The following is a 24,319-nucleotide window of genomic DNA, read 5'->3' on the forward strand; positions in this document are numbered from 1 at the left end:
CGAACATCGACTTGGTGGCGCTCAACCCCGAGCGCGACACCACCCTGCGTGCAGGCGCCGTGCCGGCCACCGTCAAACAGCCATTGGCTGCGTGAACGAGGCGACAACTACCTTGACGCGCACCGCCTTCGGCGCGCCGATAAAAAAGCCAGCGCGAGGCTGGCTTTGGGGATGTGGTGGACCGAAGGAGGATCGAACTCCCGACCTCTGCATTGCGAACGCAGCGCTCTCCCAGCTGAGCTATCGGCCCGTGTAGCCCAATATTCTAGCAGATCATTTCATGCCGTTGCGCCGCGCGAGCTCCACGAACAGGGCCGAGTGGTCGTACTCCGACAGGCCGTGGTCCACGCCGTCGGCATACAACTGCGCGAACAGCTTGGTGATGGGGGCCTGGAAGTCCAGGGCGTCGGCAGTGTCCAGGGCGTTGCGCAGATCCTTGAGCTGCACGCTCATGGCGGCACGCTTGGCGAAGTCGCGCTCGACCATGCGCTGTCCGTGCACCTCAAGGATGCGGCTTTCGGCAAAGCCGCCGCGGATGGCTTCGCGCACCCGGGCCATGTCGGCGCCGCCCCGGGCAGCCAGCAGCAGGGCCTCGCTCACTGCGCCGATGGTGATGCCCACGATCATCTGGTTGGCCAGCTTGGCCAATTGCCCGGCGCCATGAGGGCCCACATGGGTGGCCCGCCCCAGTGGGGCAAAGATGGGCTGCGCGCGCGCGAAGTCGGCGGCCTCGCCTCCCACCATGATGGCCAGTGTGCCGGCCTGCGCCCCCACGGTGCCGCCGGAGACGGGCGCATCGAGGTGGGCGCAGCCATGTTCGGCCAGCCGGCGGGCGTGGTCGCGGGCCTGGGCCGGCTTGATCGAGCTCATGTCGATGACCAGGGTGCCGGGCTTGAGCACCTGGGCCACGCCCTGGCCGAAGAGCACGGCCTGCACGGCATCGCCGTTTTCGAGCATGGTGATGACGACGTCGGCCTCGCGCACGGCCTGGGCCGCCGTATGGGCCACGCGGGCGCCGTGTGCGGCCAGGCGCATGGCCTTCTCGACGGTGCGGTTCCAGGCGGTGACGGCAAAGCCCGCCTCACGCAGCCGCTGGGCCATGGGCAGGCCCATCATGCCGATGCCCAGCACGGTGATGTTCATGGCGGCAGTTCCTCTGGTGCAAGTCAATCAGCCAGTATAGAAAGACGGCGATCCCTCCACCAAGTCCTTGCAAGGAGCATGTGCATGACCCGGACCCACGACCCGCAGTGGCTCGATGCGCAGTACAACAACCGCGCCCGCATTCCCGAGCATGCGCAGATCTTCGCCCGCTGGGCGCAGGACTCGGCCCGTGCGCGTGAGCGGTTCTCGCCCGCGCTGGACCTGGCCTATGGTGCCAGTGCGGCCGAGACGCTCGACGTCTTTCCGGCCCGCCGGCCCGGTGCCCCGGTGCTGGTGTTCATCCACGGCGGCTGGTGGCGCTCGCTGGACAAGGCCGATCATTCCTTCGTGGCACCGGCCTTCGTGGAGGCCGGCGCGTGTGTGGTGGTGCCGAACTATGCCTTGTGTCCCGCGGTGACGATCGAGACGATCACGCTGCAGATGGTGCGTGCACTGGCCTGGACCTGGCGACACGTCGCGGCCCACGGCGGTGACCCGGGCCGCATCGTGGTGGCCGGCCACTCTGCCGGAGGCCATTTGACGGCGATGATGCTGTCGTGCCGCTGGCCGCAGGTGGCTGCTGATCTGCCGGCCGACCTGGTGAAGGCCGGCCTGTCGATCTCAGGGGTGTTCGACTTGGAGCCGATCCGCCACACGCCTTTCCTGCAGGCCGATTTGCGCCTGACGCCGCAGGACGTGGCCCGGCTGAGTCCGGCGTACTTTCCACCGCCGGATCGCCCCTTGCTGGCCATCGTGGGGGCGCAGGAGAGCGAGGAATTCCTGCGTCAAAACCGCTTGATCCGCGAGCGTTGGGGCGAGCAGGCGGTGCCGGTGTGCGAGGCCATCGCCGGCACGCATCACCTGAACGTGGTCGAGACGCTGGCCCGGCCGGGCGAGCGCCTGCACGGGCTTGCGCTGGGCCTGCTCGGTCTGGGGTGAGGCAGTGTCCTTCGGGCGGTTGTCGCGCCCGGGCGGACACTGGGGGCCTTGTGGTGGGGCTCACGAGCCGCCGCGCTGAAGTGCTTCCAGCAACGGCGAGCCTCCCGTGAAGGACGGTGAGCGCTCGCCGCGCAAGGTGGCGAGTTCAAGCGCGAGCCGGCGCTGCGGTTTCCCGACGAGGCCGATGGGCAGTGGGTGAAGGAGGCGATGGGGGATCTTTTCGAGTATCGGGTCGACCGTCACGGGGACGGGCTGCTCAAGATGCACCGCACAGACCGGTATCGCCCCCAAGACCTTGTGCGGCGTGGACCGGCTCTAGCATCCAAGGAGCTCGCGCAGCGCCTGGGCCTGCTCCACCTCCCAGCCGGGCTCGGCCAGCAGGGCCTGCCAGGGCGGCCCCGCAGGGGCCTGCAGCGCCAGCGGTTCGCCGCTGGCCGGGTGGGTGAGGGCCAGACGGGCCGCATGCAGCCACAGCCGCGCCACCCCCAGGCGGGCGGCCCACCAGCGGTTGTGATCGCCCTTGCCGTAGGTGGCGTCGCCGATCAGCGGGTGGCTCAGATGCTTGAAGTGGCGGCGGATCTGGTGCTGGCGCCCGGTGTGCGGCTCCACGGCCATCAGGGCGTAGCGCGCCGTGGGATGCGGGGGCAGGGGGCTGGCGCATTCCAGCCGCGCCAGGCGCCAATAGCGCGTCAGGGCCGGCTGTGCCGCGGTGGATCGGCCGCGGTCCGCGAGCGGGGCGCCGTCGTCGAGGCGGCGCAGCGGGTGGTCCACCTCGCCGCGGGCCGCCGGCCAGCCCCGCACGAGTGCGAGGTAGGTCTTGCGCACGGCGTGGGCCTCGAACTGTCGGGCCAGAGCGCGGGCGGTGTCCGGGTCCAGGGCCATCAACAGCACCCCGGAGGTGCCGCGATCGAGCCGGTGCACGGGGTAGACCGCCCGGCCCAGATGGTCGCGCAGCCATTGCAGGGCGAACTGCGATTCGCCGGCGGCCAGTGCCGAGCGGTGCACCAGCAGCCCCGCTGGTTTGTTCATGGCCACCAGGTGCTCGTCGTGGTACAGCAGGGTCGGTGAGGCGGTGGGCGTGGGCATGCGGCAGATTGTGCCGGTGTGTGACAAAGTCCACGGCTGTTCATCGGCCGGACTTCGGCTGCTCGCTTGGTGGCTGAGTGCCCGGCCTGCACAATCCGGCCCAGCGGACCGGTTCGGGACGACCTCTGCGGCCCGCACCCATCACGGACAGGGGAAGCCGCATGCACGGCCAGATGCTGAAGGCGTTGGAGGATCGCACATGCCCCCGGGCGCCATCGCACCCGGGGGCGGGCTGGGGGAGGCGCGGTCGGCTGTGGGGCTGCGCCTGGCTGATTCTCCTGCTCCTGCTGACCGCGCAGGCCCCCGCGCAGACGCGAGTGCTGCCCGAGCCCGAGGTGCTGGCCCCCGTGCCGCTGCCACCTTCGTTCGCCACGTGGAAGCGCGAGCATGCGGTGCTGCGGGTGGGGGTGGTGCGCGACTGGCGACCCATCGACTGGATCGATGCCGAGGGCCGTTACACCGGCGTCTCCGGCGAGCTCGTCCATGTGCTCGCCGCGATGCTGCAACTGCCCGTGCAGCTTCGCGCCTTCGACGACTTTCCCTCGGTGCTGGCGGCCGCGCGGGCCGGAGAGATCGACCTGTTGCCGTCGGTGGCGCGTTCGGCGCAGCGTGAGGCCGAGCTGCTCTTCACCGATGCCTATGTGCGTCTGCCAATGGCCTACATCGGACGGCGCGGCACCACCGACTTCTCCGAAAGCCATGACTTCGGAGGCCGCCGTGTGGCGGTCGAGCGCGGCTATGCCGCCCACGAGTACCTGCTGACGCGCTTCCCCAACGTCGGCCTGGTCGAGGTGGAGGACACGCGCGCGGCGCTGCAAGCCGTGGCCGAGCAGCGCGCCGATGTGTATCTCGGCGCGTTGCTGCCCGCCCACCAGGTGATCGAGCTCGAGCGCATCGGCAACCTGCAGGTGCTGCGCCAGGTGAACCTCGCCCAAGGCCAGTTGCACCTGGCGGTGCCGCAGCGTGCGGCCCCGCTGCACGAGGCCCTGAACCTTGCCTTGCGCAGCATCGACCCGGCCTGGGTGGACCGGCTCGTGGCGGCCTGGCAGCCGCGCTATCTGGCGCTGGCCCCCGAGCAGGCGCCGGCCATCGACCCTTCGCTGCGTCGGGCCCTGGCCGCACGGGGCGATCTGCGCGTGGGCTTCGACCAGGGCTTCGGCCCCATCAATGCCCTGGGCGAGGACGGCGAACCCACAGGCTTTGCGATCGAGCTTTTCCGGCGCGCGGCCGAGGCTTCGGGCCTGCGCTTTCGCCTGGAGCCGCAGCGCACGTTCGAGCAGGGTCTCAACGCCCTGCGCGAGCGGCGGCTGGACGTGATGCTCTCGGTCGTGCGTACCGTGCCACGACTGGAGTTCGCGAATTTCGTCGGGCCCTATTACTCCGCGCCCTCGGTGCTGGTCAGCCGGCTCGACGGCGGCTGGCCGAGCGTGGCCTCGCTGGCCGGCCGCACGCTGGCGATCGACCGGGCGCACTACCTGATCCCGGTGTTTCAGCGCGAGGCCCCGGCCGTGCGCCTGCTCGAGGTTGAGACGGTCGAGACGGCGATGCAGACCGTGGCGCGCGGCCAGGCCGATGCGATGATCACCAACCTAGAGGTGGCGGCCGCCCTGATCAAGCAGCGCTTCCTGGGCCAGCTCCAGGTGTCGGGCACGGTCGAGGGGCGGCCCAGCGAGCTGTACTTCGCCGTGCGCAAGGACTGGCCCGAGCTGGCCGAGGCACTGCGGCTCGGGCTCGATGCCGTGCCCGAGAACGAGCGCGCAGCGCTGGCCAACACCTGGTTGCGCACCGAGCTCCGGGCCGGGCTGAGCTGGTCCCAGGTGCTGGGGGTGGGGGGGCCGTTGCTGGTCGTCTTGCTTCTCGGGCTCACGCTGAGCCTGCTCTTCAACCGCCGGCTGCAGGCCCATGTGCAAGCCCGGCAGGCGGTGGAGCGCCAGCTCCAGGCCGAGCGGGACGCAGCACGCGCCGCCACGGCGGCCAAGGCGGACTTCCTGGCCGAGATGGGCCACGAAGTGCGTACACCGCTGGCCGGCATCGCCGGCGGGCTGAGCCTGCTGCGCGCCGAGCCGCTGAGCCCGAAGGCCGCCCAGCTGGTGGAGGCGATGAGCCGTTCGGCCGATCGTCTGGTGGAGCTGCTCAACAACCTGCTCGATGCCGCCAAGCTCGAGGCCCACAAGATCACGCTGCATGAGAGCGCCGTGGCACCGGCCGCCCTGGTGCGCGAACTGGCCGAGGAATTCCGGCCCGCGGCGCAGGCCAAAGGCCTGGCACTGCGCCTGCAGGGCGAGGACGCCTGGGCCGAGCCGATGATGCTCGATCCCTTGCGCCTGCGCCAGGTGCTGGCGAACCTGCTGTCCAACGCGATCAAGTTCACGCGCGAGGGCTCGGTGGCGCTCGTCCTGGAGCCGCCGCAGGCGTGCGGGCCGCAGCGCAGCCGCCTGGTGATGCATGTCAGTGACACGGGCCCGGGCGTGGACCCGGCCGTGCGCGACCGGCTCTTCGAGCGCTTTGCACAGGCGCCCGGCACCGGACCGGGCAGCACCGGTCTGGGCCTGGCCATCGTGCGCGAACTGGTCTCGCTGATGGGGGGCACGGTGAGCGTGGACAGCCAGCCGGGGCGAGGCAGCGTCTTCACCGTCTCGCTCGAACTGCGACAGGCCCGGTGCCCCGAGGCCTGCGCATCCGGCCCGCCGCCGGCCGGGGCCGCTCAGCCCACGTCGCCGTCCACGTAGTACCAGCGCCCCTGCTCGCGCACGAAGCGGCTGAGTTCGTGCAGGCGCTGCGCGCGCCCTCCTTGCTTGTGACGGGCCACGAACTCCAAGCGCTCGTGGGTGTCGTCGTCGCGCCAATGGCGCTTGACCTCCAGCCCCAGCCATCGCAGCCCCGGCGGATCGGGTTCCAGCGCGGCCGGTCGGGTGCTGGGGTGCCAGGTGGCCAGCAGATAGTCGTGCAGCCCCAGCACGTAGGCGCTGTAACGGGATCGCATCAAGGCCAGAGCATCCGGTGCTCCCAGGTGCTGCGGGCCGCCATGCCAGCGACCGCAGCAACCGGGATAGGCGCGGCCGGTGCCGCAGGGACAGGCGTTGGGGGATGAGGCAGTGGCGGGCTTGTCGGAGGACATCATTGTGGGGCGGTGCGGGCTGGTAACCTTCTCGCCTTTATAAGCCTTTGCCGCCCGACCGATGCTGTTCCTGCTGTCGCCTGCCAAGACCCTCGACTACGAGACCCCCGCGCACGTGAGCACGCACACCCGCCCGGTCTTCGTGGACGAAGCCGCCGAACTGATCGATGTTCTGCGCCGCAAGACACCGGCCGAGATCGCCCAGCTGATGTCGCTCAGCGATGCGCTGGCCACGCTCAATGTGGGCCGCTATGCCGCCTGGTCCACCCGCTTCACGGCCGCCAATTCCAAGCAGGCCGTGCTGGCCTTCAACGGTGATGTCTACGAAGGGCTGCAGGCCCGCACGCTGAGCGCCGCGCAGCTCGACTGGGCCCAGCAGCACCTGGTCATCCTGAGCGGCCTGTACGGCGTGCTGCGCCCGCTGGACCGCATGCAGCCCTACCGACTGGAAATGGGCACCCGTCTGGCCACCTCGCGCGGCAAGGACCTGTACGCCTTCTGGGGCCCGCGCATTGCCGAACACCTGAATGAGCGCCTGAAGGCCGACGCCTCGCCGGTGGTGGTCAACCTGGCCTCCGAGGAGTACTTCAAGGCCGTGGATCTCAAGGTCCTCAAGGCCCGCGTGGTGCACTGCGTGTTCGAGGACTGGAAGTCCGGCGCCTGGAAGCTCATCAGCTTCCATGCCAAGCGTGCCCGCGGCCTGATGGCGCGCTACGCCATCGAGACCCGTGCGTTGCTGCCCGAGCAGTTGCAGGGTTTCGACCGAGAGGGTTATGTCTATGACGCTGCGGCCTCCGGGCGGGATCGGCTGGTCTTCCGGCGGCGTGCGGCGCCGTAGCACAATCGGGTGCATGGACCGATCGAGCATCCACCCGCACCGGCAGCCCGAGCGCGGGCCCCAGGGGGCGCCATGAGCCAGACCATCACAGCCGAACTTCGCCAGTGGATCACCGAGCAGGTGGCGGCCGGCCACGGGCCGGAGGTGGTGCTCCAGTCGATGATGGCCAGCGGCTGGCAGGAGGACGTGGCCTTGAAGGCGCTGGAGCAGACCCTGGAGACCTTCCTGCGTGAGCGCGGCATCGATCCGCAGGCCGTCTACGAGCGCGGCACCGCAGCGCTGTATGACAAGCCGGTGCCTGAGCCTTCGCTGCGGGGCGATCCCACGGTGATCGACCTCGGCGACGCGCAGGTCCAGGTCGTCATGAGCATGCACACCCCCCGGGTGGTCGTGTTCGCCAACTTCCTCAGTGCGCAGGAGTGTGACGAACTGATGGCTCTGGCGGCCACGCGGCTGGAACGTTCGCTGACGGTGAAAACCGACACCGGCACCAGCGAAGTCAATGCGGCGCGTACCAGTGACGGCATGTTCTTCCAGCGCGGTGAGTTCCCCGTGTGCGAACGCATCGAGCGGCGCATCGCGCGACTGCTGAACTGGCCGGTGGAGAACGGCGAAGGCCTGCAGGTGCTGCGCTACCGCCCCGGCGCCGAATACAAACCCCACTACGACTACTTCGACCCGACCCAGCCCGGCACGCCGACCATCCTCAAGCGCGGCGGCCAGCGCGTGGGCACGCTGGTGATGTACCTCAACACGCCCGAGGCCGGTGGCGCCACCACGTTTCCCGATGTGAAGCTCTCGGTGAACCCGGTCAAGGGCAGTGCGGTGTTCTTCAGCTATGCGCTGCCGCATCCCTCCACCCAGACGCTGCACGGCGGCGCGCCCGTGCTCGCGGGTGAAAAGTGGGTCGCCACCAAGTGGCTGCGCGAGGGCCGTTTCGAGTGAGCGACGCAGCCGACGACCTGCCCCTGGCCGGCGTGCGGGTGCTTGACCTCACCCGGCTGCTGCCCGGCCCCTTTGCCACGCTGCACCTGCGCCGCCTGGGCGCCGACGTGCTCAAGATCGAAGCGCCCGGGTCGGGCGACGATGCCCGCGCGATGATGCGCTCGGCCGAGGACGTGGCCCAGGGCCGCCCCAGCCTTTTCTTCCGTTGGCTCAATGAGGGCAAGCGCTTGCATCGCATCGACCTGACGCAGCCGGCCGGCCGCGACGAACTGCTGGCCCTGGTGCGCGAGGCCGACGTGCTGGTCGAGGGCTTCCGCCCGGGTGTGATGGACAAGCTGGGCGTGGGTTGGCCGGTGCTGCGCGGCGTCAATCCTCGCCTGGTGATGGGCTCGATCAGCGGCTACGGCCAGAGCGGGCCGTTTGCGCGCAAGGCGGGACACGACCTCAACTACATCGGCTATGCCGGGGTGCTCGACCAGATCGCCACGCGCGACGGCGAACTGGCCATTCCCAACTTCCAGATTGCCGACCTTTTCGGTGGCACGCAGGCGGCCGTGGCGGGCTTGCTGGCGGCGCTGCTGGCGGCCCAGCGCACCGGCCGCGGCCGGCATGTGGATGTGTCCATGACCCATGGGGTGTACGAGCACAACCTGCTGGCGCGGCTGGCCGTGCAAGCCACGGGCCGCGCGCCGAGCCCGGGGCGAGACCTGCTCACCGGCGGGGTGCCCTGCTACAACGTCTATCGCACGAGCGATGGCCGCTGGATGGCGGTGGGGGCCTTGGAACTGAAGTTCTGGCGCGCGGCTTGCGAGGTGCTGGGTCACCCCGAGTGGGGCGATCGCCACTGGTCACTGGGCCAGGCGGTGGGCGGCGAGGACGCGATGGCCCTGCGCGAGGCCGTGGCCGCGGTGTTCGCCACGCGCAGCCAGGCCGAATGGACCGCCGCCTTCGAGGCGGCCGATTGCTGTGTGAGCCCGGTGCTGCGCATGGACGAGGCCATGCGCCACCCACTCTTCAATCAGTAGTCGCGGCGCTTGCCGAAGGGCTTGCCGCCCTGGGGCTTGGCACCGAAGGGCTTGGAGCCGAAGGGCTTGGCGCCGAAGGGCTTGTTGCGCCCGGCCGGCTTGTTCCCCAACGACTTCTTTTCGCCCCAGGGCTTCTTGTCAGCCCAAGGCTTCTTGTCGGCGAACGAGCGGGTGTCGCCCAACGGCTTGCGGTCGCCGAATGAAGGCGTGTCGGCAAGACTGCCGCGGGCTTCACTCAGGCCACGGCCGCCGTCATCGCGCCGATGGCGGCCTTCGAAGGGGGCACGCTCGCGCGGCGCAAAGTCGCGCGCAGCGAAATCGCCCCGGCGGTCACTGCGCGGCTGGAAGCCGGCCTTGCCCATGCCGGGCTTCCAGCCCTCGGGCTTCTTGCGTTCCACGGGCGGCGGGGCCTTGGGCTCCAGGCCCGCGATGGTGACGGCCTCGATGCGCTGCGTGGTGAAGCGCTCGATGCGGCGGATCATGCCGGTGTCGCGGCGTTCGGCCAGCGTGATGGCCAGGCCGTCGCGGCCGGCACGGCCGGTGCGGCCGATGCGGTGCACGTAATCTTCGGCCTTCATCGGCAGGCCGTAGTTGATCACGTGGGTGATGGTGGGCACGTCGATACCTCGCGCGGCGACGTCGGTGGCCACCAGCACGCGCAGTTGGCGCTGGCGCAGGCCTTGCAACACGCGGTTGCGGCGGCCCTGCGGCATGCCACCGTGCAGGGCGGCCACGGCGTGACCCAGTTCGCCCAGGCGGTCGGCCAGGAGATCGGCGTCACGCTGGGTGCTGGTGAACACCACGGCCTGGTCCAGCTCGCGGGTGGTCAGGATGTGGTCGAGCAGGGCGTTCTTGTGGCTCAGGCTGTCGGCCCAGTGCAGGCGCTGCTCGATGTTGGCGTGGGTGTCGGTGTGCGAGGCCACGTCGATGCGCTGCGGTTCGCGGGTGAGCTGCTGCGCCAGGCCGCCCACATGGCCGGCGAAGGTGGCGCTGAACATCAGGGTCTGGCGTTCGGCCGAAATGGTCTCGGCAATGGCGCGGATGTCGTCGATGAAGCCCATGTCCAGCATGCGGTCGGCTTCATCCAGCACGAGCATCTGCACGTTGTCGAGCACGGCCGCGCCGGTGCCCAGGTGGTCGAGCAGTCGGCCCGGCGTGGCGATCAGGATGTCCAGCGGGCCGCGCAACGCCTTGAGCTGTGCCGCATAGGGCACGCCGCCGACGATGGTGGCCACGCGCAGGCCCTGCACATGGCGCCCATAGGTGAGGCAGGCCTTCGAGACCTGCATCGCCAGTTCGCGGGTGGGCGTCAGCACGACCACGCGCGGGCCGTAGACCTTGCCCTTTTCGCGGCGCTTGGTGTTGTCGCCACGGGCGGCGAGGATGCCCTCCAGCGCGGGCAGCACGAAGGCGGCCGTCTTGCCGCTGCCGGTGGACGACGAGACCATCAGGTCACGGCCTTCCAGTGCAGCGGGAATGGCGCGGGCCTGCACGTCGGTGGGCCCGGTGTAGCCGGCCTCGGTGAGGGCTTTTTGCAAGACGGCGTTCAGGCCCAGGGAGTCGAAAGTCATGTCAGTTCTTTTCAAGGCAAAAACCTGCCCCGTGGCCCAAAGCCACGGCAAGACAGGCACAACGCCGGCACCGACGCCGGGCGTTCAGGACGAAGTCGCAGGTCAGGGGGCGGGCCTGCACGGGAAGGTGCAGGCCTATGGCCTCGAGTCGGTGGTTTGCGACGGCATCGCCGCCAACCGGGACTCAAGACACCGGGCTGGTCGCCCGGGGGCGCCCGGGGGCGCCACGCCTGAAAAGGTCAGAGGGGATGAGCGAAGCGCCGCGTTGCTGCGGCGCACAAATCACATTATGCCTGAACTTGGGCCGACGGGGCGCGGGCCCTGGAACCTGTGTATCCTGCAGACTCGATTGCGCAAGGCGGTGTCATGGATTTCCACGTCTGGCTCCTCTACACGCTGGCGGCCCTGGGGCTGTCGCTCTCGCCGGGCCCCAACGGGCTGCTGGCCCTCACCCACGGCGCGCTCTACGGGCGGCGGCGCACGCTGTACACGGTGGCCGGCGGTTCGCTCGGCTTTGTGGTGATCATTGCGTTGTCGCTCTTCGGCATCGGCGCGCTGCTGCAGACCTCGATCGTGTGGCTCACGGTGCTCAAGTGGGTGGGCGGCGCCTACCTGGTGTGGCTGGGCCTGCAGGTGTGGCGTTCGCCACCGATCGGCCTGGAGCCGGCGGCCCGCGCCGAGGGGCGCAGCAACGCCTCGCTGTTCCGCCAGGGGGCCTTGTCGGCCGTGACCAACCCCAAGGGCATCCTGTTCTTCGCGGCCTTCCTGCCCCAGTTCATCGACCCGCAGCGCAGCCTGGCGCTGCAGTTCGTGGTGATGGCCGGCACCTTCGCCGCCATCGAGTTCGTCACCGAGGTCTTCATCGCCAGTGTGGCCCATCGCATCAGTCGCTGGCTGGCGCGCGTCGGGCGCGCGTTCAACAAGGCCTGCGGCGGGGTGTTCATGGCCATCGGGGCGGCATTGCCATTGCGGTCCTGATGACTGGTGACAGCGAGCCCCAGCGCCTGAAGTCGGTGAGCTACGACAAGCGGACGACGAGGGCTTGATCGAACTGAACACCGACGAGCTGATGCTGCCGCTCACGCCGCAACTGGCCGAGCTGGACGAGCCGCAGCCGCGCAGCCGGCGCTGCGGGCGCAGTTGAGGGGCCGTGGGTCAGGCCGGGCCGCCGAGCGAAACCGAGGCCACCGCGACGGCGGCGAGGGCCGCGCTTCCCAGCCCCAGGGCCACCCGCCACGCATAGGCCGGTCCGCCGCTGAGCCAGGCCACCGCGCAGCGACTGCAGGTGTTGACACCCACGGCCAGCAGCATGCTGGCCAGCAAGGTGGGGGCGTCGAGACGGCCGGCTTCGAACAGGGCGGCGCTCGAGACCACCGGGGCATGGGCGTCGGCCAGCGCGGCCAGGGCCACGCTGGCGAAGAGTCCGCTCGCGCCGAAGTGCTGCTGAGCCTGCGACACGACCCAGGCCACACCGGCCAGCACGGCCGAGACGATCGCCGCTTCCCGCAGGCGCAGCGGGCTCACGTCTTCGGTCGCGTGGGCGTTCGTGACGGGCAGCGCATGGCGCAGCAGCCAGCCACCCACGCCCAGGGCCACGGCAGCGCCGGCCAGCGCGCTGGGCGCCAGCGTGGTCCCAGCAGCCGGCGCCAGGGCCATCGACATCACCAGCGCCTGCAGCCAGGTGGCGGCACCGGACATCACACCGGCCGCCGCATGCCAGCCCGGGTGCTCCGGATGGGCCCGGTGGCGTGCACCCATCGTGGCCACGGTGGCGGTGCTGGAAACGAAGCCGGAAAAGAAGCCCGAGGCGGCCAGGCCGAGCCGCGGGCCCAGCCAGCGTGTGGCCACGTGACCCAGGGCCTGCAACGCAAGGATCAGCACCAGCAGCAGCCCCAGGGAGCGGGGCTGGATGCCGCCCAGCCAGGACAGGGGCCGGGCAGGCAGCAGGGGCACCACGACCAGGGCCAGCGCGGCCAGCAGCACGAGATCCTGCACTTCCTGTTCGCTGAGCAACTGCGTGGACAGGCGATGCAGCCAGGTGCGCGCGGCCAGCACGGCGGCCACGCCGGCGCCGCAGGCCGCGCCCAGGGCCGGCGCCACGACGGCCAGCACGCCCACCAGGTAGGTGACGAACAGGGCCAGCTCGGTGGTCAGGCCCGGGTCCTCGGAGCGGCTCTTGAGGTAGGCCACTGCAGCCAGCGCGATCACCATCAGCGCGCCGGCGAAGACCAGGGCGGGCTGCTGCAGTGCCTGGGCGAAACCGCCGGCCAGGGCCGCCAGCGTGAAGCTGCGGATGCCGGCGGGCTGGCGCGCGGGGCCTTGCCCCTTGCGGCGCTCGCGCTCCAGTCCGATCAGCAGGCCGCAGCCCAGGGCCACGGCCAGTCCCAGCCACTGCGAAGGCAGCCCGGTGACGTCCACGGCCGCGTCAGTCCAGTTCGATGCGGGCCAGGTGATCGGGCACGCTCACACGCCAGCCCAGATCTTCCTTGATGCGGGTGCGCAGGGCATCGGCGGCCTCGGGTTCACCATGCACGACATAGGTGTGACGCGGCGGCTGGCGGAAATGGCGCAGCCAGTCCATCAGCTCATCGGCATCGGCATGCCCGGAAAAGCCTTCCAGGTGACGCACCTCGGCCTTGACGGGCACATACTCGCCATGGATCTTCACCTCGGTGGCTCCGGCGATCATCTTGGCGCCGCGGCTGCCGCCCACCTGGAAGCCGGGAAAGACGATGAGGTTCTTCGGGTGGGGCGCCATCACCTTGAGATGATGCAGCACGCGCCCGCCGGTGGCCATGCCGCTGGCCGACAGCACGATGCGCGGATAGTGCGAGCGCGTGAGGGCTTCGGACGCCTGCGGGCTGTCGACCAGGGTCACCCCCTCGCACAGGTGGGCCACCTCCTCGGGCGGCACGCGCAGCAGGGCCTGGTGGCGCTCGTAGAGCTGTGTGGCCTCGGCAGCCATGGGGCTGTCGAGGAAGATGGGCACCCGGGCGGGGATTTCACCGGCGCGCTTGAGGCGGTGCAGGGCCAGCATCAGGGCCTGCGCACGGCCCACGGCGAAGGTGGGCATCAGCACCGAGCCGCCGCGCTGCAAGCAGGTGCGGATCAGGCCGCCCAGCAGCTTGAGCACATCGTCGGCGGGGTGCAGGCGGTTGCCATAGGTGGATTCGACCAGCAGCACGTCGGCCTCGTGCACCGGCTCGGGCGGGGGCATCAGCAGGTCGTTGTGGCGCCCCAGGTCGCCGGAGTAGACGATGGTGCGGCCCTGGCAACGCAGGGTGACCGCAGCCGCCCCCAGCAGATGGCCGGCCGGGGTGTATTTCACCGTCACCTCCGGATGCAGCTCGATCTCCTCGCCGAAGGGCAGGGGATGCACGCGGTTCAGGGCCCGCCTTGCGTCCTCGACGGTGTACAGCGGCTCGGCCGGGGTGTGTTTCGAATAGCCGTAGAGGTTGGCGCGGCGTGCGTCCTCTTCCTGCAGATGGGCACTGTCGAGCAGCAGCACCTCGGCCAGGTCGCAGGTGGCGGGGGTGGCGAACACGCGGCCGTGGAATCCCTGCTTCACCAGTGCCGGCAGGTAGCCGCTGTGGTCCAGGTGGGCGTGGCTGAGCACCACGGTGTCGATGTGCCGGGCCGAGACGGCCAGGCGCGACCAGTTGCGTTCGCGCAGGTTCTTGTAGCCCTGGAACAGGCCGCAGTCCAGCAAGATGCGGTGCGAGCCGGTGTCCACGAGGTGCTTGGAGCCGGTGACTGTGTCGGCGGCACCGAGGAAGTGGATGTGCATGGTGTCCCCTTGTGGGCCCATGCTAGCGGCGCCGGGGTGGCAGCGGGCTTGACCTGCGTCAAGACCGCTGCCCGGTGCAGCGTCAGCGGCGCGGCGGCTTGCCGCCCAGCAGGGCCGCCGGCTGGGCGGGGCGACGGGGCTGGCCTGGCGCCGCGGCCTGGGGCGAGCGGGCCGGCTGCGGGTGCGCCTGCTTCACCGGGGCGGGGGCGTGATGGCCCGGACGGGCCGGTGCCTGGGCGCGGGCGGGGCCGGACGCCGGCCGGGCGCGCTCCTCGCGGCGCGGGGGGCGGGCCGCCTCGGGCCGCGGGCTGCTGCCGTCGCGCCGACCGCTCGGACGGCCGGCATGGTTGCCACGTCCCCGGTCGCCGCTGCCACCGCCCAGGCCGCCGTGCAGGGTCATGCGGCCCAGCTTGATCGGCTCGGGCCGGGCATGAGGGTCGGGTTCGAAGCCCGGCACCACCTCGCGCGGGATCTGGCGCTTGATGAGCTTCTCGATGTCGCGCAGGAAGCCTTCCTCGTCCACACACACCAGCGAGATAGCCTCGCCCCGGGCACCGGCACGGCCGGTGCGGCCGATGCGGTGCACGTAGTCCTCGGGCACGTTGGGCAGTTCGTAGTTCACCACGTGCGGCAACTGGTCGATGTCGATGCCGCGGGCGGCGATGTCGGTGGCCACCAGCACCTGCAGCTCGCCGCTCTTGAACTCGGCCAGTGCCTTGGTGCGCGCGCCCTGGCTCTTGTTGCCGTGGATGGCCATCGCGGTGATGCCCTCTTTCAGCAGGTATTCGACCAGCCGGTTGGCGCCATGCTTCATGCGCGTGAACACCAGCACCTGGTGCCAGTCGTTCTCTTTGATGAGGTGGGTCAGCAGCTCTTTCTTCTTGTCGCGGTCGACCGGATGGATCTTCTGCGCGATGGTCTCGGCCGTGGTGTTGCGCCGCGCCACCTCGATCACCTGCGGCTGGTTGAGCAGGCGGTCGGCCAGGGCCTTGATCTCGTCGGAGAAGGTGGCCGAGAACAGCAGGCTCTGCTTGTGCTGGGGCACGATGGCCAGCACCTTCTTGATGTCGTGGATGAAGCCCATGTCGAGCATGCGGTCGGCTTCGTCGAGCACGAAGTACTCGATTCGGCTGAGATCGAGCGTGCCCTGCTGGTGGTGGTCGAGCAGTCGGCCGGGGGTGGCCACCAGGATGTCCACGCCGCGCCGGAGCGCGTCGATCTGCGGTTGCATACCCACGCCACCGAACATCACCATGCTTTTGAGCGGCAGGTACTTGCCATAGGTGCGCACGCTTTCCTCCACCTGGGCCGCCAGTTCGCGGGTGGGCGTGAGGATGAGCGCGCGGATGGCCACGCGGCCCTGGCCGTCGCGCGGCGCGGGGCGTTGCGAGAGCTTGTGCAGCAGCGGCAGCGTGAAGCCGGCGGTCTTGCCGGTGCCGGTCTGGGCGCCGGCGAGCAGGTCGCCGCCGCTGATGACGGCGGGGATGGCCTGCTGCTGGATGGGGGTGGGGGTGTCATAACCCTGCTCGCGCACGGCGCGCAGGAGGGGCTCGGCCAGGCCGAGGTCGTCGAATCGCATTTGGAAATGTGCCCCCGCAAGGGAGCCGGGATCGGCCTGTTACCGCTCACAAGGAGGGCACCAGTCGGGAAGGCAGACGGGAAGATAGGGTCGGAAGCGACTGCAACGCCTGGACTGGTATCGACGTTGCAGTGCAGCATTGTACCCTAGGACTTGCTGGCCACACCCAACGGCGGCGGCGCGGTGCGGCCGAAGGCCAGCGTCAGCAGGCCCGCAGCCGCCAACGGCACGCCGATCCACGAGAGCCGGTCGAAGCCAAGGGAGGCGCTGGCGGCCCCGCCGATGGCTGCGCCCAGGGCGGTGCCGAGGTAGAGCATCGAGGTGTTGAGCGACAGCAGGATGGGCGCCTGCGCCGGGGCGGCCTCGGCCAGTCGTGACTGCTGTGGAGTCATCATCCCGAAGCCGGCCACCCCCCAGACCACGAACGTGGCCAGCAGCGCCAGGTAGTGGCCCTGGGTGAAGGGCACGAGCAGCATCATCGTGCCCAGGACGCTGAGCTGTACGATCAGCGTGCGACGCGGGCTGAAGCGGTCGTTGGCCCAGCCGCCGATCAGCGTGCCGGCCACGCCGGCCAGGCCGAAGACCATCAGCGTGGCCGACAGCCGCTCGCCCGACATCGGATACAGCGCCTGCAGCACCGGGCCGATGTAGGAGAACACGCAAAAGATCGCGATGAAGTAGAGCAGCGTGAGCACCAGCGGCCACAACACCCGGCCCTGGCGTAGCAGTTCGGGCAGGCCGCGGAAGCTGGCGCCCGGTGCGTCGATGTCGCGAGGCACCCAGCGCGTGACGAGCAGCAGCATCACCCCCGAGAGGGCCGCCACGGCCGCCACCGGCGCCTGCCAGCCCCACTGCAGCCCCAGCCAGGCCCCCAGCGGGATGCCCACCACATAGCTCATGCTGATACCGAGGAACACCACCGACAGCGCCCGCCCGCGCCGTGCCGGCTCGACGCTGGCCACGGCGATGCCTGCGGCGATCGGCGTGAAGACGGCCCCCAGGCCCATCAGCACACGCCCCACCAGCAAGGTGGGCAGCCCGGGAGCCAGCGCGCACACCCCATTGCCCAGCGTGAACAGCGCCAGCGCGAGCTGCATGGCCCGTTTGCGCCGCCAGTGCCCGGTGGCCACCAGCAGCACCGGGGCGAGCACCGCCGTGGCCAGCGCATAGGCCGTCACGGCCTGGCCCGCGGCCGGCACACCCACGGACAGCGAGGCCGCCACCGGCTCCAGGATGCCGGCAATCACGAAGGCCCCCGTCCCGATGATGAGGTTGATGAAGGAGAACAGCAGGAGCAGGCGGGGCATGGACGGACGGCGAATCGGCAAAACCTGCACCCTATCAGCAAGCGGCATCTTGCGCTGGCGGCACGGGCTCTTGCGCATCGTGGAAACGCCCCGGCCGGGTTGCGGCGACAATAGCGGCGTTGCGCGGCCTTTCCGCGCTTTGCTTTTTTGTCGCATCCACAGCCTCAGGACAGACCATGGCCCAATACGTCTTTACGATGAACCGCGTCGGGAAAATCGTGCCTCCGAAGCGGCAGATCCTGAAGGACATCTCGCTGTCCTTTTTCCCCGGCGCCAAGATCGGCGTGCTCGGCCTGAACGGCTCGGGCAAGTCCACGCTGCTGAAGATCATGGCCGGCCTGGACAAGGACATCGAGGGCGAAGCCGTGCCCATGCCGGGCATCAAGATCGGCTACCTGCCCCAAGAACCTCAGCTCGACCCCCAGCAGACGGTGCGCCAGGCGGTGGAGGAGGGCATCGGCGGCGTGCTGGCGGCCAAGAAGCGCCTGGAGGAGGTCTACGCCGCCTATGCCGAGCCGGACGCCGACTTCGACAAGCTGGCCGCCGAGCAGGCCGAACTCGAGGCGATCATTGCCGCTTCGGGCTCCGAGAACACCGACTTGCAGCTTGAGCTGGCGGCCGATGCGCTGCGCCTGCCGCCCTGGGACGCCTTGATCGGCACCCTCTCGGGCGGCGAGAAGCGCCGCGTGGCGCTGTGCCGGCTGCTGCTGAGCCAGCCCGACATGCTGCTGCTGGACGAGCCCACCAACCACCTCGACGCCGAATCGGTGGAGTGGCTGGAGCAGTTCCTGCAGCGCTTCCCCGGCACCGTGGTGGCCATCACCCACGACCGCTACTTCCTCGACAACGCGGCCGAGTGGATCCTCGAACTCGACCGCGGCATGGGCATCCCCTACAAGGGCAACTACTCCGAGTGGCTGGAGCAGAAGGAACGCCGCCTGGAGATCGAGCAGAAGCAGGAGGACGCCCGCATCAAGGCGATGAAGGAGGAGCTCAAGTGGGTGCGCTCCAATGCCAAGGGCCGGCAGGCCAAGAGCAAGGCGCGCCTGGCCCGCTTCGAGGAGCTGAGCGACGTCGAATACCAAAAGCGCAACGAGACCAACGAGATCTTCATCCCGGTGGCCGAGCGCCTGGGCAATGACGTGATCGAGTTCAGGAACGTCACCAAGAGCTTCGGCGACCGCGTGCTGATCGACAACCTGAGCTTCAAGGTGCCGCCCGGGGCCATCGTGGGCATCATCGGCCCGAACGGCGCGGGCAAGTCCACGCTGTTCCGCATGATCCAGGGCACCGAGACGCCCGACTCCGGCGAGGTGTTGATCGGCCAGACGGTCAAGATGGCCTTCGTGGACCAGAGCCGCGAGAACCTCGACGGTGACAAGACCGTCTGGGAGGACGTCTCCGGCGGGTTGGACAACATCGTGGTGGGCAAGTTCGTGATGCCCTCACGCGCCTATCTCGGCCGCTTCAACTTCAAGGGCAACGACCAGCAGAAGCTGGTGAAGAACCTCTCGGGCGGCGAACGCGGCCGGCTGCACTTGGCCAAGACCCTGGCCAAGGGCGGCAACGTGCTGCTGCTGGACGAGCCCAGCAACGACCTCGACGTCGAAACCCTGCGCGCGCTGGAGGAGGCCTTGCTGGAGTTTGCCGGCTCGGCCCTGGTGATCAGCCACGACCGCTGGTTCCTGGACCGCATCTGCACCCACATCCTGGCCGCCGAAGGCGATTCCCAGTGGTACTTTTTCACCGGCAACTACCAGGAATACGAGGAAGACAAGAAGAAGCGCCTGGGCGAGGAGGGGGCCCGCCCGCACCGCCTGCGCTACAAGCCCATCACGCGCTGAAGGCCACCGGCCGAGCCTGCATCAGCCCGCCGAAAGGCGGGCTTTTGCTTTGTCCACAATGAGGAGCACGCGGGCGATGCGGGTGGTGCACAGGAGATGGAAGGCATGCGGGCCGGCCGTGATGGAAGGGCGGGGAAGGGCTGCCCCGCAGTCTACGCCGCGCGATTTCCGCACGCAGGCAGGGCCCAGACCCTCGAAAGGGTGTCGCACAACGCAGACGCGGGGCGCCCCCGTGGGCCAGACGGTGCTACAAGCATGGCTGAGCATGAGCATTTCCGGTGCGGGTGAGGGCCCGCACGTCCCGAGCCGTGACAGATCCTCGCGAGCCGTCTGAGCACCTGCCTTCGCCGCCCGGGGCGGTGGCGGGCCTGTCGCCGGACCTGCTGGTGGCGGGCCTGCAGCGCAGCCGCTGCCTGGCCCTGGTGGCCGATGCGAAGAGCCAGGTGGTGTGGTTCAACGATGCCTGGGCGTCGTCCCCGGCCATCGAGCTTCTGCGTGGGCGGCCCTGGCATGAGTGGCTCACCTCCCACGGGCAGGCCGGGCCTTCGCCCCGGGTGCAGGCCGCTGTGGCCGCGCGTGAGGCGTTCTCCGCCGAGATCGAACTGCGTCTGCCCGACGGACGGGCTTGGTGGCGGCGCGTCGAAGCCACTCCTTTGGACGAAGGCGGCCGCTTCCTCGGCTACCTGGCCATCGCCACCGACATCACCGCCTTGAAGCAGGCCGAGGACAGCCAGCGAGCGACGGCCGCGCGTTACCGCCGCGTGATGGAGAGCACTCACGATGGGATCTGGGAGCGCGACTTGCGCACCAACCAGAGCTGGTATTCGCCGCGTTACAAAGAGATCATGGGCTTTGCCGACCATGAGCTGCCCAACGACCGCAACGTGATGAACGCGCGCATCCATCCCGACGACTTGGAGGCCTTCACCGTGCCCTACGAACGCGCCTTGCGCGAAGGCGGGCAATGGCACTACCGGGTGCGGGTGCTGCACCGCGACGGGAGCTGGCGCTGGCTGCGCTGCCGGGCCCGGGCCTGGCCCGACGAGACCGGCCAGCCCGCGATCCTGGCCGGGGCGGTGACGGACGTGACCGATGAGATGGAGGCCGTGGAGGCCTTGCGCCGGCACCACAGCCAGCTCGAGGAACTGGTGCGGGAGCGCACCGCCAGGCTGGAGGCCGCGCGCGCCGAAGCTGAACGCGCCAACCGGGCCAAATCGCTCTTCCTGGCCAACATGAGCCACGAGATCCGCACCCCGCTCAATGGGGTGCTGGGGATGACCGAGCTGGCCTTGCGGGCCGCCACCACCGCCACCCAGCGGCGCTATCTGGAACTGGCCCAGTCCTCGGGGGCGAGTCTGCGGGCCATCATCGACGACATCCTCGATTTCGCCAAGGCCGAGGCCGGCAAGCTCAGTCTCGACGAGGTGGAGTTCGATCCGGGAGAGCTGATGGCCGTGACGGTGCGCTCGGTGCTGCCCCAGGCGTACGACAAAGGCCTGGCGCTGCATTTCGACAGCCGCGGGGCGGCCCTGCGCGTGCTCGGCGACCCGGTACGGGTGCGCCAGATCGCCACCAACCTGCTGTCCAATGCTCTGAAGTTCACGGTGGCCGGGCAGGTGCGGTTCGTGGTCAGTGTGGAAGGCTCGCCCGGGGGCCTGTGCCATGTGCGTCTGGAGGTCTCGGACACCGGCATGGGCATGGACGAGGCCACGCTCGAGCGCGTGTTCCATCCCTTCGAGCAGGCCGATCCCTCGGTGTCGCGCACGGTGGGGGGCACAGGGCTGGGGCTGTCCATCGTGCGCAGCCTGTGCGAGCTGATGGGCGGGAGCGTGCAGGCACGCAGCGAGCCGGGGGTGGGCTCGAGCTTCGAGGTGCTGCTGCCCCTGCGAGCTGCCCCGGCCGATGCCGCCGAGCCGGATGACGAGCCCGCGGTGGCCGGGGCCTGGGCCTGGGTGGTCGGCGCCGCGCCGGGCGACCCGCTGGGCGAACGCCTGGCGCGGCTGGGCTGGCAGGTCCAGTCGCTGGCCGGCCTGGACCAGGCCCTGGCGCATGCCGCCGGGGCCCCGCCGCCGGGGCTGGTGGTCGTGGTGCACGATGCGCGCCAAGCCGTTTCCGAGGCGGCCCTGGTGGCTTTGCGCGAGCGCCTGAGCGCCGGCTGCGACATCGTCGTGCTGGTGTCGCCCCATGGCAGCGAGGAGACCGGGGCGCTGGAGCCCGAGCGTGGGCAGGCGCTGGGGTTGAAGGTCTACATCGCCCCGCTCAGCCCGGCCGACCTGCGCCAGCTCACGCTCAGCCACCAGGCACCGGCCGCCGCCGTGCCAGCCCAACCCCCCGCGACCGCGACGGCCTTGCCGCTGGCGCGTTGGCAGGGCGCACGCTTCCTCGTGGTCGAAGACAATCCAGTGAACCAGGTGCTGGCCCAGGAGATGCTGCGGCTGCTCGGCTTTCAGGTGGAGGTGGTTGCCGGCGGGCAGGAGGCCCTGGATCACTGCGAGCGCCATCCCCCTGATGCCGTGTTGATGGACGTCCAGATGCCCGGGCTGGACGGTCTGGAGACCACGCGCCGCCTGCGCCGCGCCCAGGCCCAAGGCAGGCTGCCGCCGTTTCCGATCATCGCCGCCACGGCCCACGCCAGCGAGTCGGACCGGCGGTCCTGTCTGCTGGCCGGCATGGACGGGTATATTGCCAAGCCGCTGGACCTGCGCGTGATGCGCTCGGAGATCCGGCGCGTGCTGCTCCATGCCTGCGGCGACGACAGCGACACCCCAGAAACCCGCTACTGATGACCGATCGAACCACTGCCGAGCACGTGATCGCCCGCACCCGCCTGTGGCTGGAGCGGGCTGTGATCGGCCTGAATCTGTGCCCCTTTGCCAAGGCGGTGCACGCCCGTGGCCAGATCCGCTGGGTGGTGAGCCCTGCCACCACGACCGAGGCCCTGCTGGACGCGCTGCGCACCGAGCTGCGCTGGCTGGCGCAGGCCGATCCCTCGGCAACGGACACGACCTTGCTGATCCACCCCCATGTGCTGGCCGACTTCCTCGACTTCAACGACTTCCTCGACGACGCCGAGGCGGCTGTGGCCGAGCTGGGCCTGGAAGGCGTGCTGCAGGTGGCCAGCTTCCACCCCGGCTACCAGTTCGCCGGCACCGACGCCGACGACATCGCCAATGCCACCAACCGCTCGCCCTATCCCACCTTGCACCTGTTGCGCGAGGCCAGCATCGAGCGGGCGGTGGCCGCGTTTCCCGAGCCTGAAACCATCTACGAAGCCAACATCGCGACGCTGCGACGGCTGGGCCCGCACGGCTGGGCCCGGCTGATGGACGACAAACCCTCATGACCCTGCTCCTGGACGCCTTCTGGCGCGCCCTGGCCTACTGCCTGCATCCGCGCGTCATCCTGCTGTCGCTCGCGCCGCTGCTGCTCACCGCCGGTCTGTGCTTTGCGCTGGGCTGGTTCTACTGGGAAGCCGCCGTGGCGGCGGTGGACGCGTGGCTGCGCGGCTGGGCCCTGGTGAACTCGTTCACGCTGTGGCTGGAATCGATGGGGGCCACCGGCCTGCGCGCGGTGATGGCGCCGTTGATCGTGGTGGCGCTGGCCGTGCCGGTGATCGTCGTGGTGTCGCTGATGGCCGTCTCGGTCCTCATGACGCCGGCCTTGGTGCGCCTGGTGGGGGCCCGGCGCTTCCCGCAACTGGCCCGGCGCCAGGGTGAATCCTTCTGGCGCTCGCTGCTGTGGATGCTGGGACACACCCTGGTGGCGCTGGCCGCCTTGGTTGTCAGCCTGCCGCTGTGGCTCATCCCGCCGCTGGCCTTGGTGCTGCCGCCGCTGATCTGGGGCTGGCTCACCTACCGTGTGATGGCCTTCGATGCCCTGGCCGAACATGCCGAGCGTGCCGAGCGCCACGCCTTGCTGCGCGAGCACCGCTGGCCTTTGCTGGGCATGGGCCTGCTGTGCGGCTACCTCGGGGCTGCCCCGGCCCTGCTGTGGGCCCTGGGTGCGGTGGCCTTCATCCTGGCCCCGCTGCTCGTGGTGGTGTCGGTTTGGCTCTACACGCTGGTGTTCGCCTTCTCCTCGCTGTGGTTCACCCACTATGCCCTGGCAGCGCTGGAGCGTTGGCGCAGTCAGCGCGAGGACCAGGTCCTGCCCGCCGAAAGCATCGTTGCCCCGGGGCCCGAGACCGTGCGTGCCGCGGGCCTGCTCGAACCGCCCCCGGGCCCGGGCACGCCCGGTTGATCCCCCTCACCGATCCGCACGGATGACCATGGACTTCGGACTTCTCATCGTCGGCGACGAGATCCTTTCGGGCAAACGCCAGGACAAGCACCTGCCGCGGCTGCTGGAGCTGCTGTCGCAGCGCGGGCTGGCCCTGCGCTGGGCGCGCTATGTCGGCGACGACCCCCGCCGCCTCGAGGCGGCGCTGAAAGACGCCTTCGCCAGCGGGGACGTGGTCTTCAGTTGCGGCGGCATTGGCGCCACGCCGGACGACCACACCCGCCAGTGCGCCGCCCGTGCGCTGGGCGTGCCGCTGGCCCTGCACCCCAAGGCCCGTGAGCTGATCATCGAGCGCATGCGCGACGTCGCACGCGAGCAGGGCCAGCCCTTCGAGCCCGACCGCCCCGACAACGTGCACCGGCTCAACATGGGCGTCTTCCCTGAGGGGGCGACGATCATCCCGAACCCCTACAACAAGATCCCCGGCTTCTCGGTGGGGCATGTCCACTTCCTGCCGGGCTTTCCGGTCATGGCCTGGCCGATGATGGAGTGGGTGCTGGACCACCAGTACCGGCATCTCTTCCACGCCCGCCCGCAGACGGAGCGCTCGGTCATCGTCTACGGCAGCATGGAAGCCAGCCTCACCCCGCTGATGGAGTCCATCGAGTCCCGCCATCCGCAGGTGCGGGTGTTCAGCCTGCCCAGCGTCGACCACCCCGAGCATGGCCGGCACATCGAACTGGGGGTCATGGGGCCGCCCGAGGCGGCGGCCCAGGCCTACGCCGACCTGCTGTCGGGCCTGCAGGCGCTGGCCGTGCGGCTCGGCCCCGAATTGGTGCGACACTCCTCGCCGCCGAGCCCTTGAATGGTGCGGTAACGTGCACTATGGTGGTGCTTCAGGCGTCGTGGCGGCCACTTG

The 24,319-nt window shown here is 69.9% G+C and carries 20 protein-coding genes and 1 tRNA gene; 11 read left to right on the forward strand and 10 right to left on the reverse strand.

Annotated elements, in window-relative coordinates; translation table 11 throughout:
* Positions 1-174 precede the first annotated feature (174 nt).
* Together AC1ECW_RS05025 and AC1ECW_RS05030 are read right to left on the reverse strand one after the other, a co-directional pair.
* A tRNA-Ala gene (locus AC1ECW_RS05025) sits at positions 175-250 on the reverse strand.
* Positions 251-273: 23 nt separating this feature from the next.
* A complete protein-coding gene (locus tag AC1ECW_RS05030) occupies positions 274-1,170 on the reverse strand; it encodes an NAD(P)-dependent oxidoreductase (protein WP_481201326.1) in 897 nt (298 codons plus the stop codon).
* A 57-nt stretch (positions 1,171-1,227) separates the two neighbouring features.
* On the opposite strand from AC1ECW_RS05030, the gene AC1ECW_RS05035 reads away from it, so the two are divergent.
* A complete protein-coding gene (locus AC1ECW_RS05035) occupies positions 1,228-2,082 on the forward strand; it encodes an alpha/beta hydrolase (RefSeq protein ID WP_481201327.1) in 855 nt (284 codons plus the stop codon).
* 60 nt (positions 2,083-2,142) lie between these two features.
* On the opposite strand, the gene AC1ECW_RS05040 is transcribed toward AC1ECW_RS05035, so the two are convergent.
* Positions 2,143-2,325 (reverse strand): hypothetical protein, encoded by a 183-nt coding sequence (locus AC1ECW_RS05040; RefSeq protein WP_481201328.1) that lies wholly within the window; start codon positions 2,323-2,325, stop codon positions 2,143-2,145.
* A 72-nt stretch (positions 2,326-2,397) separates the two neighbouring features.
* Positions 2,398-3,168, reverse strand: a complete 771-nt coding sequence (locus AC1ECW_RS05045; protein ID WP_481201329.1) for a pseudouridine synthase — start codon at positions 3,166-3,168, stop codon at positions 2,398-2,400.
* 317 nt (positions 3,169-3,485) lie between these two features.
* On the opposite strand from AC1ECW_RS05045, the gene AC1ECW_RS05050 reads away from it, so the two are divergent.
* The gene (locus AC1ECW_RS05050; protein WP_481201330.1) at positions 3,486-5,897 is read left to right on the forward strand and encodes a transporter substrate-binding domain-containing protein; all 2,412 of its coding nucleotides are present in this window, start codon (positions 3,486-3,488) and stop codon (positions 5,895-5,897) included.
* Here the strand turns inward: AC1ECW_RS05050 and AC1ECW_RS05055 are convergent.
* Positions 5,873-6,286 (reverse strand): YchJ family protein, encoded by a 414-nt coding sequence (locus AC1ECW_RS05055; protein WP_481201331.1) that lies wholly within the window; start codon positions 6,284-6,286, stop codon positions 5,873-5,875. The two genes, AC1ECW_RS05050 and AC1ECW_RS05055, sit on opposite strands and share 25 nt — an antisense overlap.
* A 61-nt stretch (positions 6,287-6,347) precedes the next feature.
* On the opposite strand from AC1ECW_RS05055, the gene yaaA reads away from it, so the two are divergent.
* The 3 genes from yaaA to AC1ECW_RS05070 all read left to right on the forward strand — a co-directional run bounded on the left by yaaA (position 6,348) and on the right by AC1ECW_RS05070 (position 9,094).
* Positions 6,348-7,124 (forward strand): peroxide stress protein YaaA, encoded by a 777-nt coding sequence (gene yaaA, locus AC1ECW_RS05060; RefSeq protein WP_481201332.1) that lies wholly within the window; start codon positions 6,348-6,350, stop codon positions 7,122-7,124.
* Between the two features lie 72 nt (positions 7,125-7,196).
* Positions 7,197-8,069, forward strand: coding sequence for a 2OG-Fe(II) oxygenase (locus AC1ECW_RS05065; RefSeq protein ID WP_481201333.1), 873 nt, complete (start codon positions 7,197-7,199; stop codon positions 8,067-8,069).
* Complete coding sequence (locus AC1ECW_RS05070; protein WP_481201334.1) at positions 8,066-9,094, forward strand: CaiB/BaiF CoA transferase family protein; 1,029 nt, start codon at positions 8,066-8,068, stop codon at positions 9,092-9,094. The genes AC1ECW_RS05065 and AC1ECW_RS05070 overlap by 4 nt, the downstream gene beginning before the upstream one ends.
* Here AC1ECW_RS05070 and AC1ECW_RS05075 read toward each other — a convergent pair.
* Complete coding sequence (locus AC1ECW_RS05075) at positions 9,088-10,665, reverse strand: DEAD/DEAH box helicase (protein WP_481201335.1); 1,578 nt, start codon at positions 10,663-10,665, stop codon at positions 9,088-9,090. The two genes, AC1ECW_RS05070 and AC1ECW_RS05075, sit on opposite strands and share 7 nt — an antisense overlap.
* 366 nt (positions 10,666-11,031) lie before the next feature.
* Between AC1ECW_RS05075 and AC1ECW_RS05080 the strand changes: the two genes are divergently transcribed.
* The gene (locus AC1ECW_RS05080) at positions 11,032-11,643 is read left to right on the forward strand and encodes a LysE family translocator (protein ID WP_481201336.1); all 612 of its coding nucleotides are present in this window, start codon (positions 11,032-11,034) and stop codon (positions 11,641-11,643) included.
* A 177-nt stretch (positions 11,644-11,820) separates the two neighbouring features.
* Here AC1ECW_RS05080 and AC1ECW_RS05085 read toward each other — a convergent pair whose 3' ends face one another.
* The 4 genes from AC1ECW_RS05085 to AC1ECW_RS05100 all read right to left on the reverse strand — a co-directional run bounded on the left by AC1ECW_RS05085 (position 11,821) and on the right by AC1ECW_RS05100 (position 17,338).
* Complete coding sequence (locus tag AC1ECW_RS05085; protein ID WP_481201337.1) at positions 11,821-13,083, reverse strand: MgtC/SapB family protein; 1,263 nt, start codon at positions 13,081-13,083, stop codon at positions 11,821-11,823.
* A gap of 7 nt (positions 13,084-13,090) precedes the next feature.
* Positions 13,091-14,452, reverse strand: a complete 1,362-nt coding sequence (locus tag AC1ECW_RS05090) for an MBL fold metallo-hydrolase RNA specificity domain-containing protein (RefSeq protein ID WP_481201338.1) — start codon at positions 14,450-14,452, stop codon at positions 13,091-13,093.
* 82 nt (positions 14,453-14,534) lie between these two features.
* Positions 14,535-16,031, reverse strand: coding sequence for a DEAD/DEAH box helicase (locus AC1ECW_RS05095; RefSeq protein ID WP_481201339.1), 1,497 nt, complete (start codon positions 16,029-16,031; stop codon positions 14,535-14,537).
* Between the two features lie 146 nt (positions 16,032-16,177).
* A complete protein-coding gene (locus AC1ECW_RS05100; protein WP_481201340.1) occupies positions 16,178-17,338 on the reverse strand; it encodes an MFS transporter in 1,161 nt (386 codons plus the stop codon).
* 176 nt (positions 17,339-17,514) lie between these two features.
* On the opposite strand from AC1ECW_RS05100, the gene ettA reads away from it, so the two are divergent.
* The 5 genes from ettA to AC1ECW_RS05125 all read left to right on the forward strand — a co-directional run bounded on the left by ettA (position 17,515) and on the right by AC1ECW_RS05125 (position 24,265).
* Positions 17,515-19,182 (forward strand): energy-dependent translational throttle protein EttA, encoded by a 1,668-nt coding sequence (ettA, locus tag AC1ECW_RS05105; protein ID WP_481201341.1) that lies wholly within the window; start codon positions 17,515-17,517, stop codon positions 19,180-19,182.
* Positions 19,183-19,490: 308 nt separating this feature from the next.
* Positions 19,491-21,965: a hybrid sensor histidine kinase/response regulator gene (locus AC1ECW_RS05110; protein ID WP_481201342.1), complete on the forward strand. Its 2,475-nt coding sequence runs from the start codon at positions 19,491-19,493 to the stop codon at positions 21,963-21,965.
* Entirely contained in the window at positions 21,965-22,525 is a 561-nt protein-coding gene (locus tag AC1ECW_RS05115; RefSeq protein ID WP_409704243.1) for a DUF1415 domain-containing protein, read from the forward strand. Before AC1ECW_RS05110 ends, AC1ECW_RS05115 begins: the two co-directional genes overlap by 1 nt.
* Positions 22,522-23,421, forward strand: coding sequence for an EI24 domain-containing protein (locus AC1ECW_RS05120; RefSeq protein WP_409704245.1), 900 nt, complete (start codon positions 22,522-22,524; stop codon positions 23,419-23,421). The genes AC1ECW_RS05115 and AC1ECW_RS05120 overlap by 4 nt, the downstream gene beginning before the upstream one ends.
* Before the next feature lie 22 nt (positions 23,422-23,443).
* Complete coding sequence (locus AC1ECW_RS05125) at positions 23,444-24,265, forward strand: competence/damage-inducible protein A (protein ID WP_409704247.1); 822 nt, start codon at positions 23,444-23,446, stop codon at positions 24,263-24,265.
* Positions 24,266-24,319 lie beyond the last annotated feature (54 nt).

The sequence above is a fragment of the Caldimonas hydrothermalis genome, from assembly GCF_056746695.1.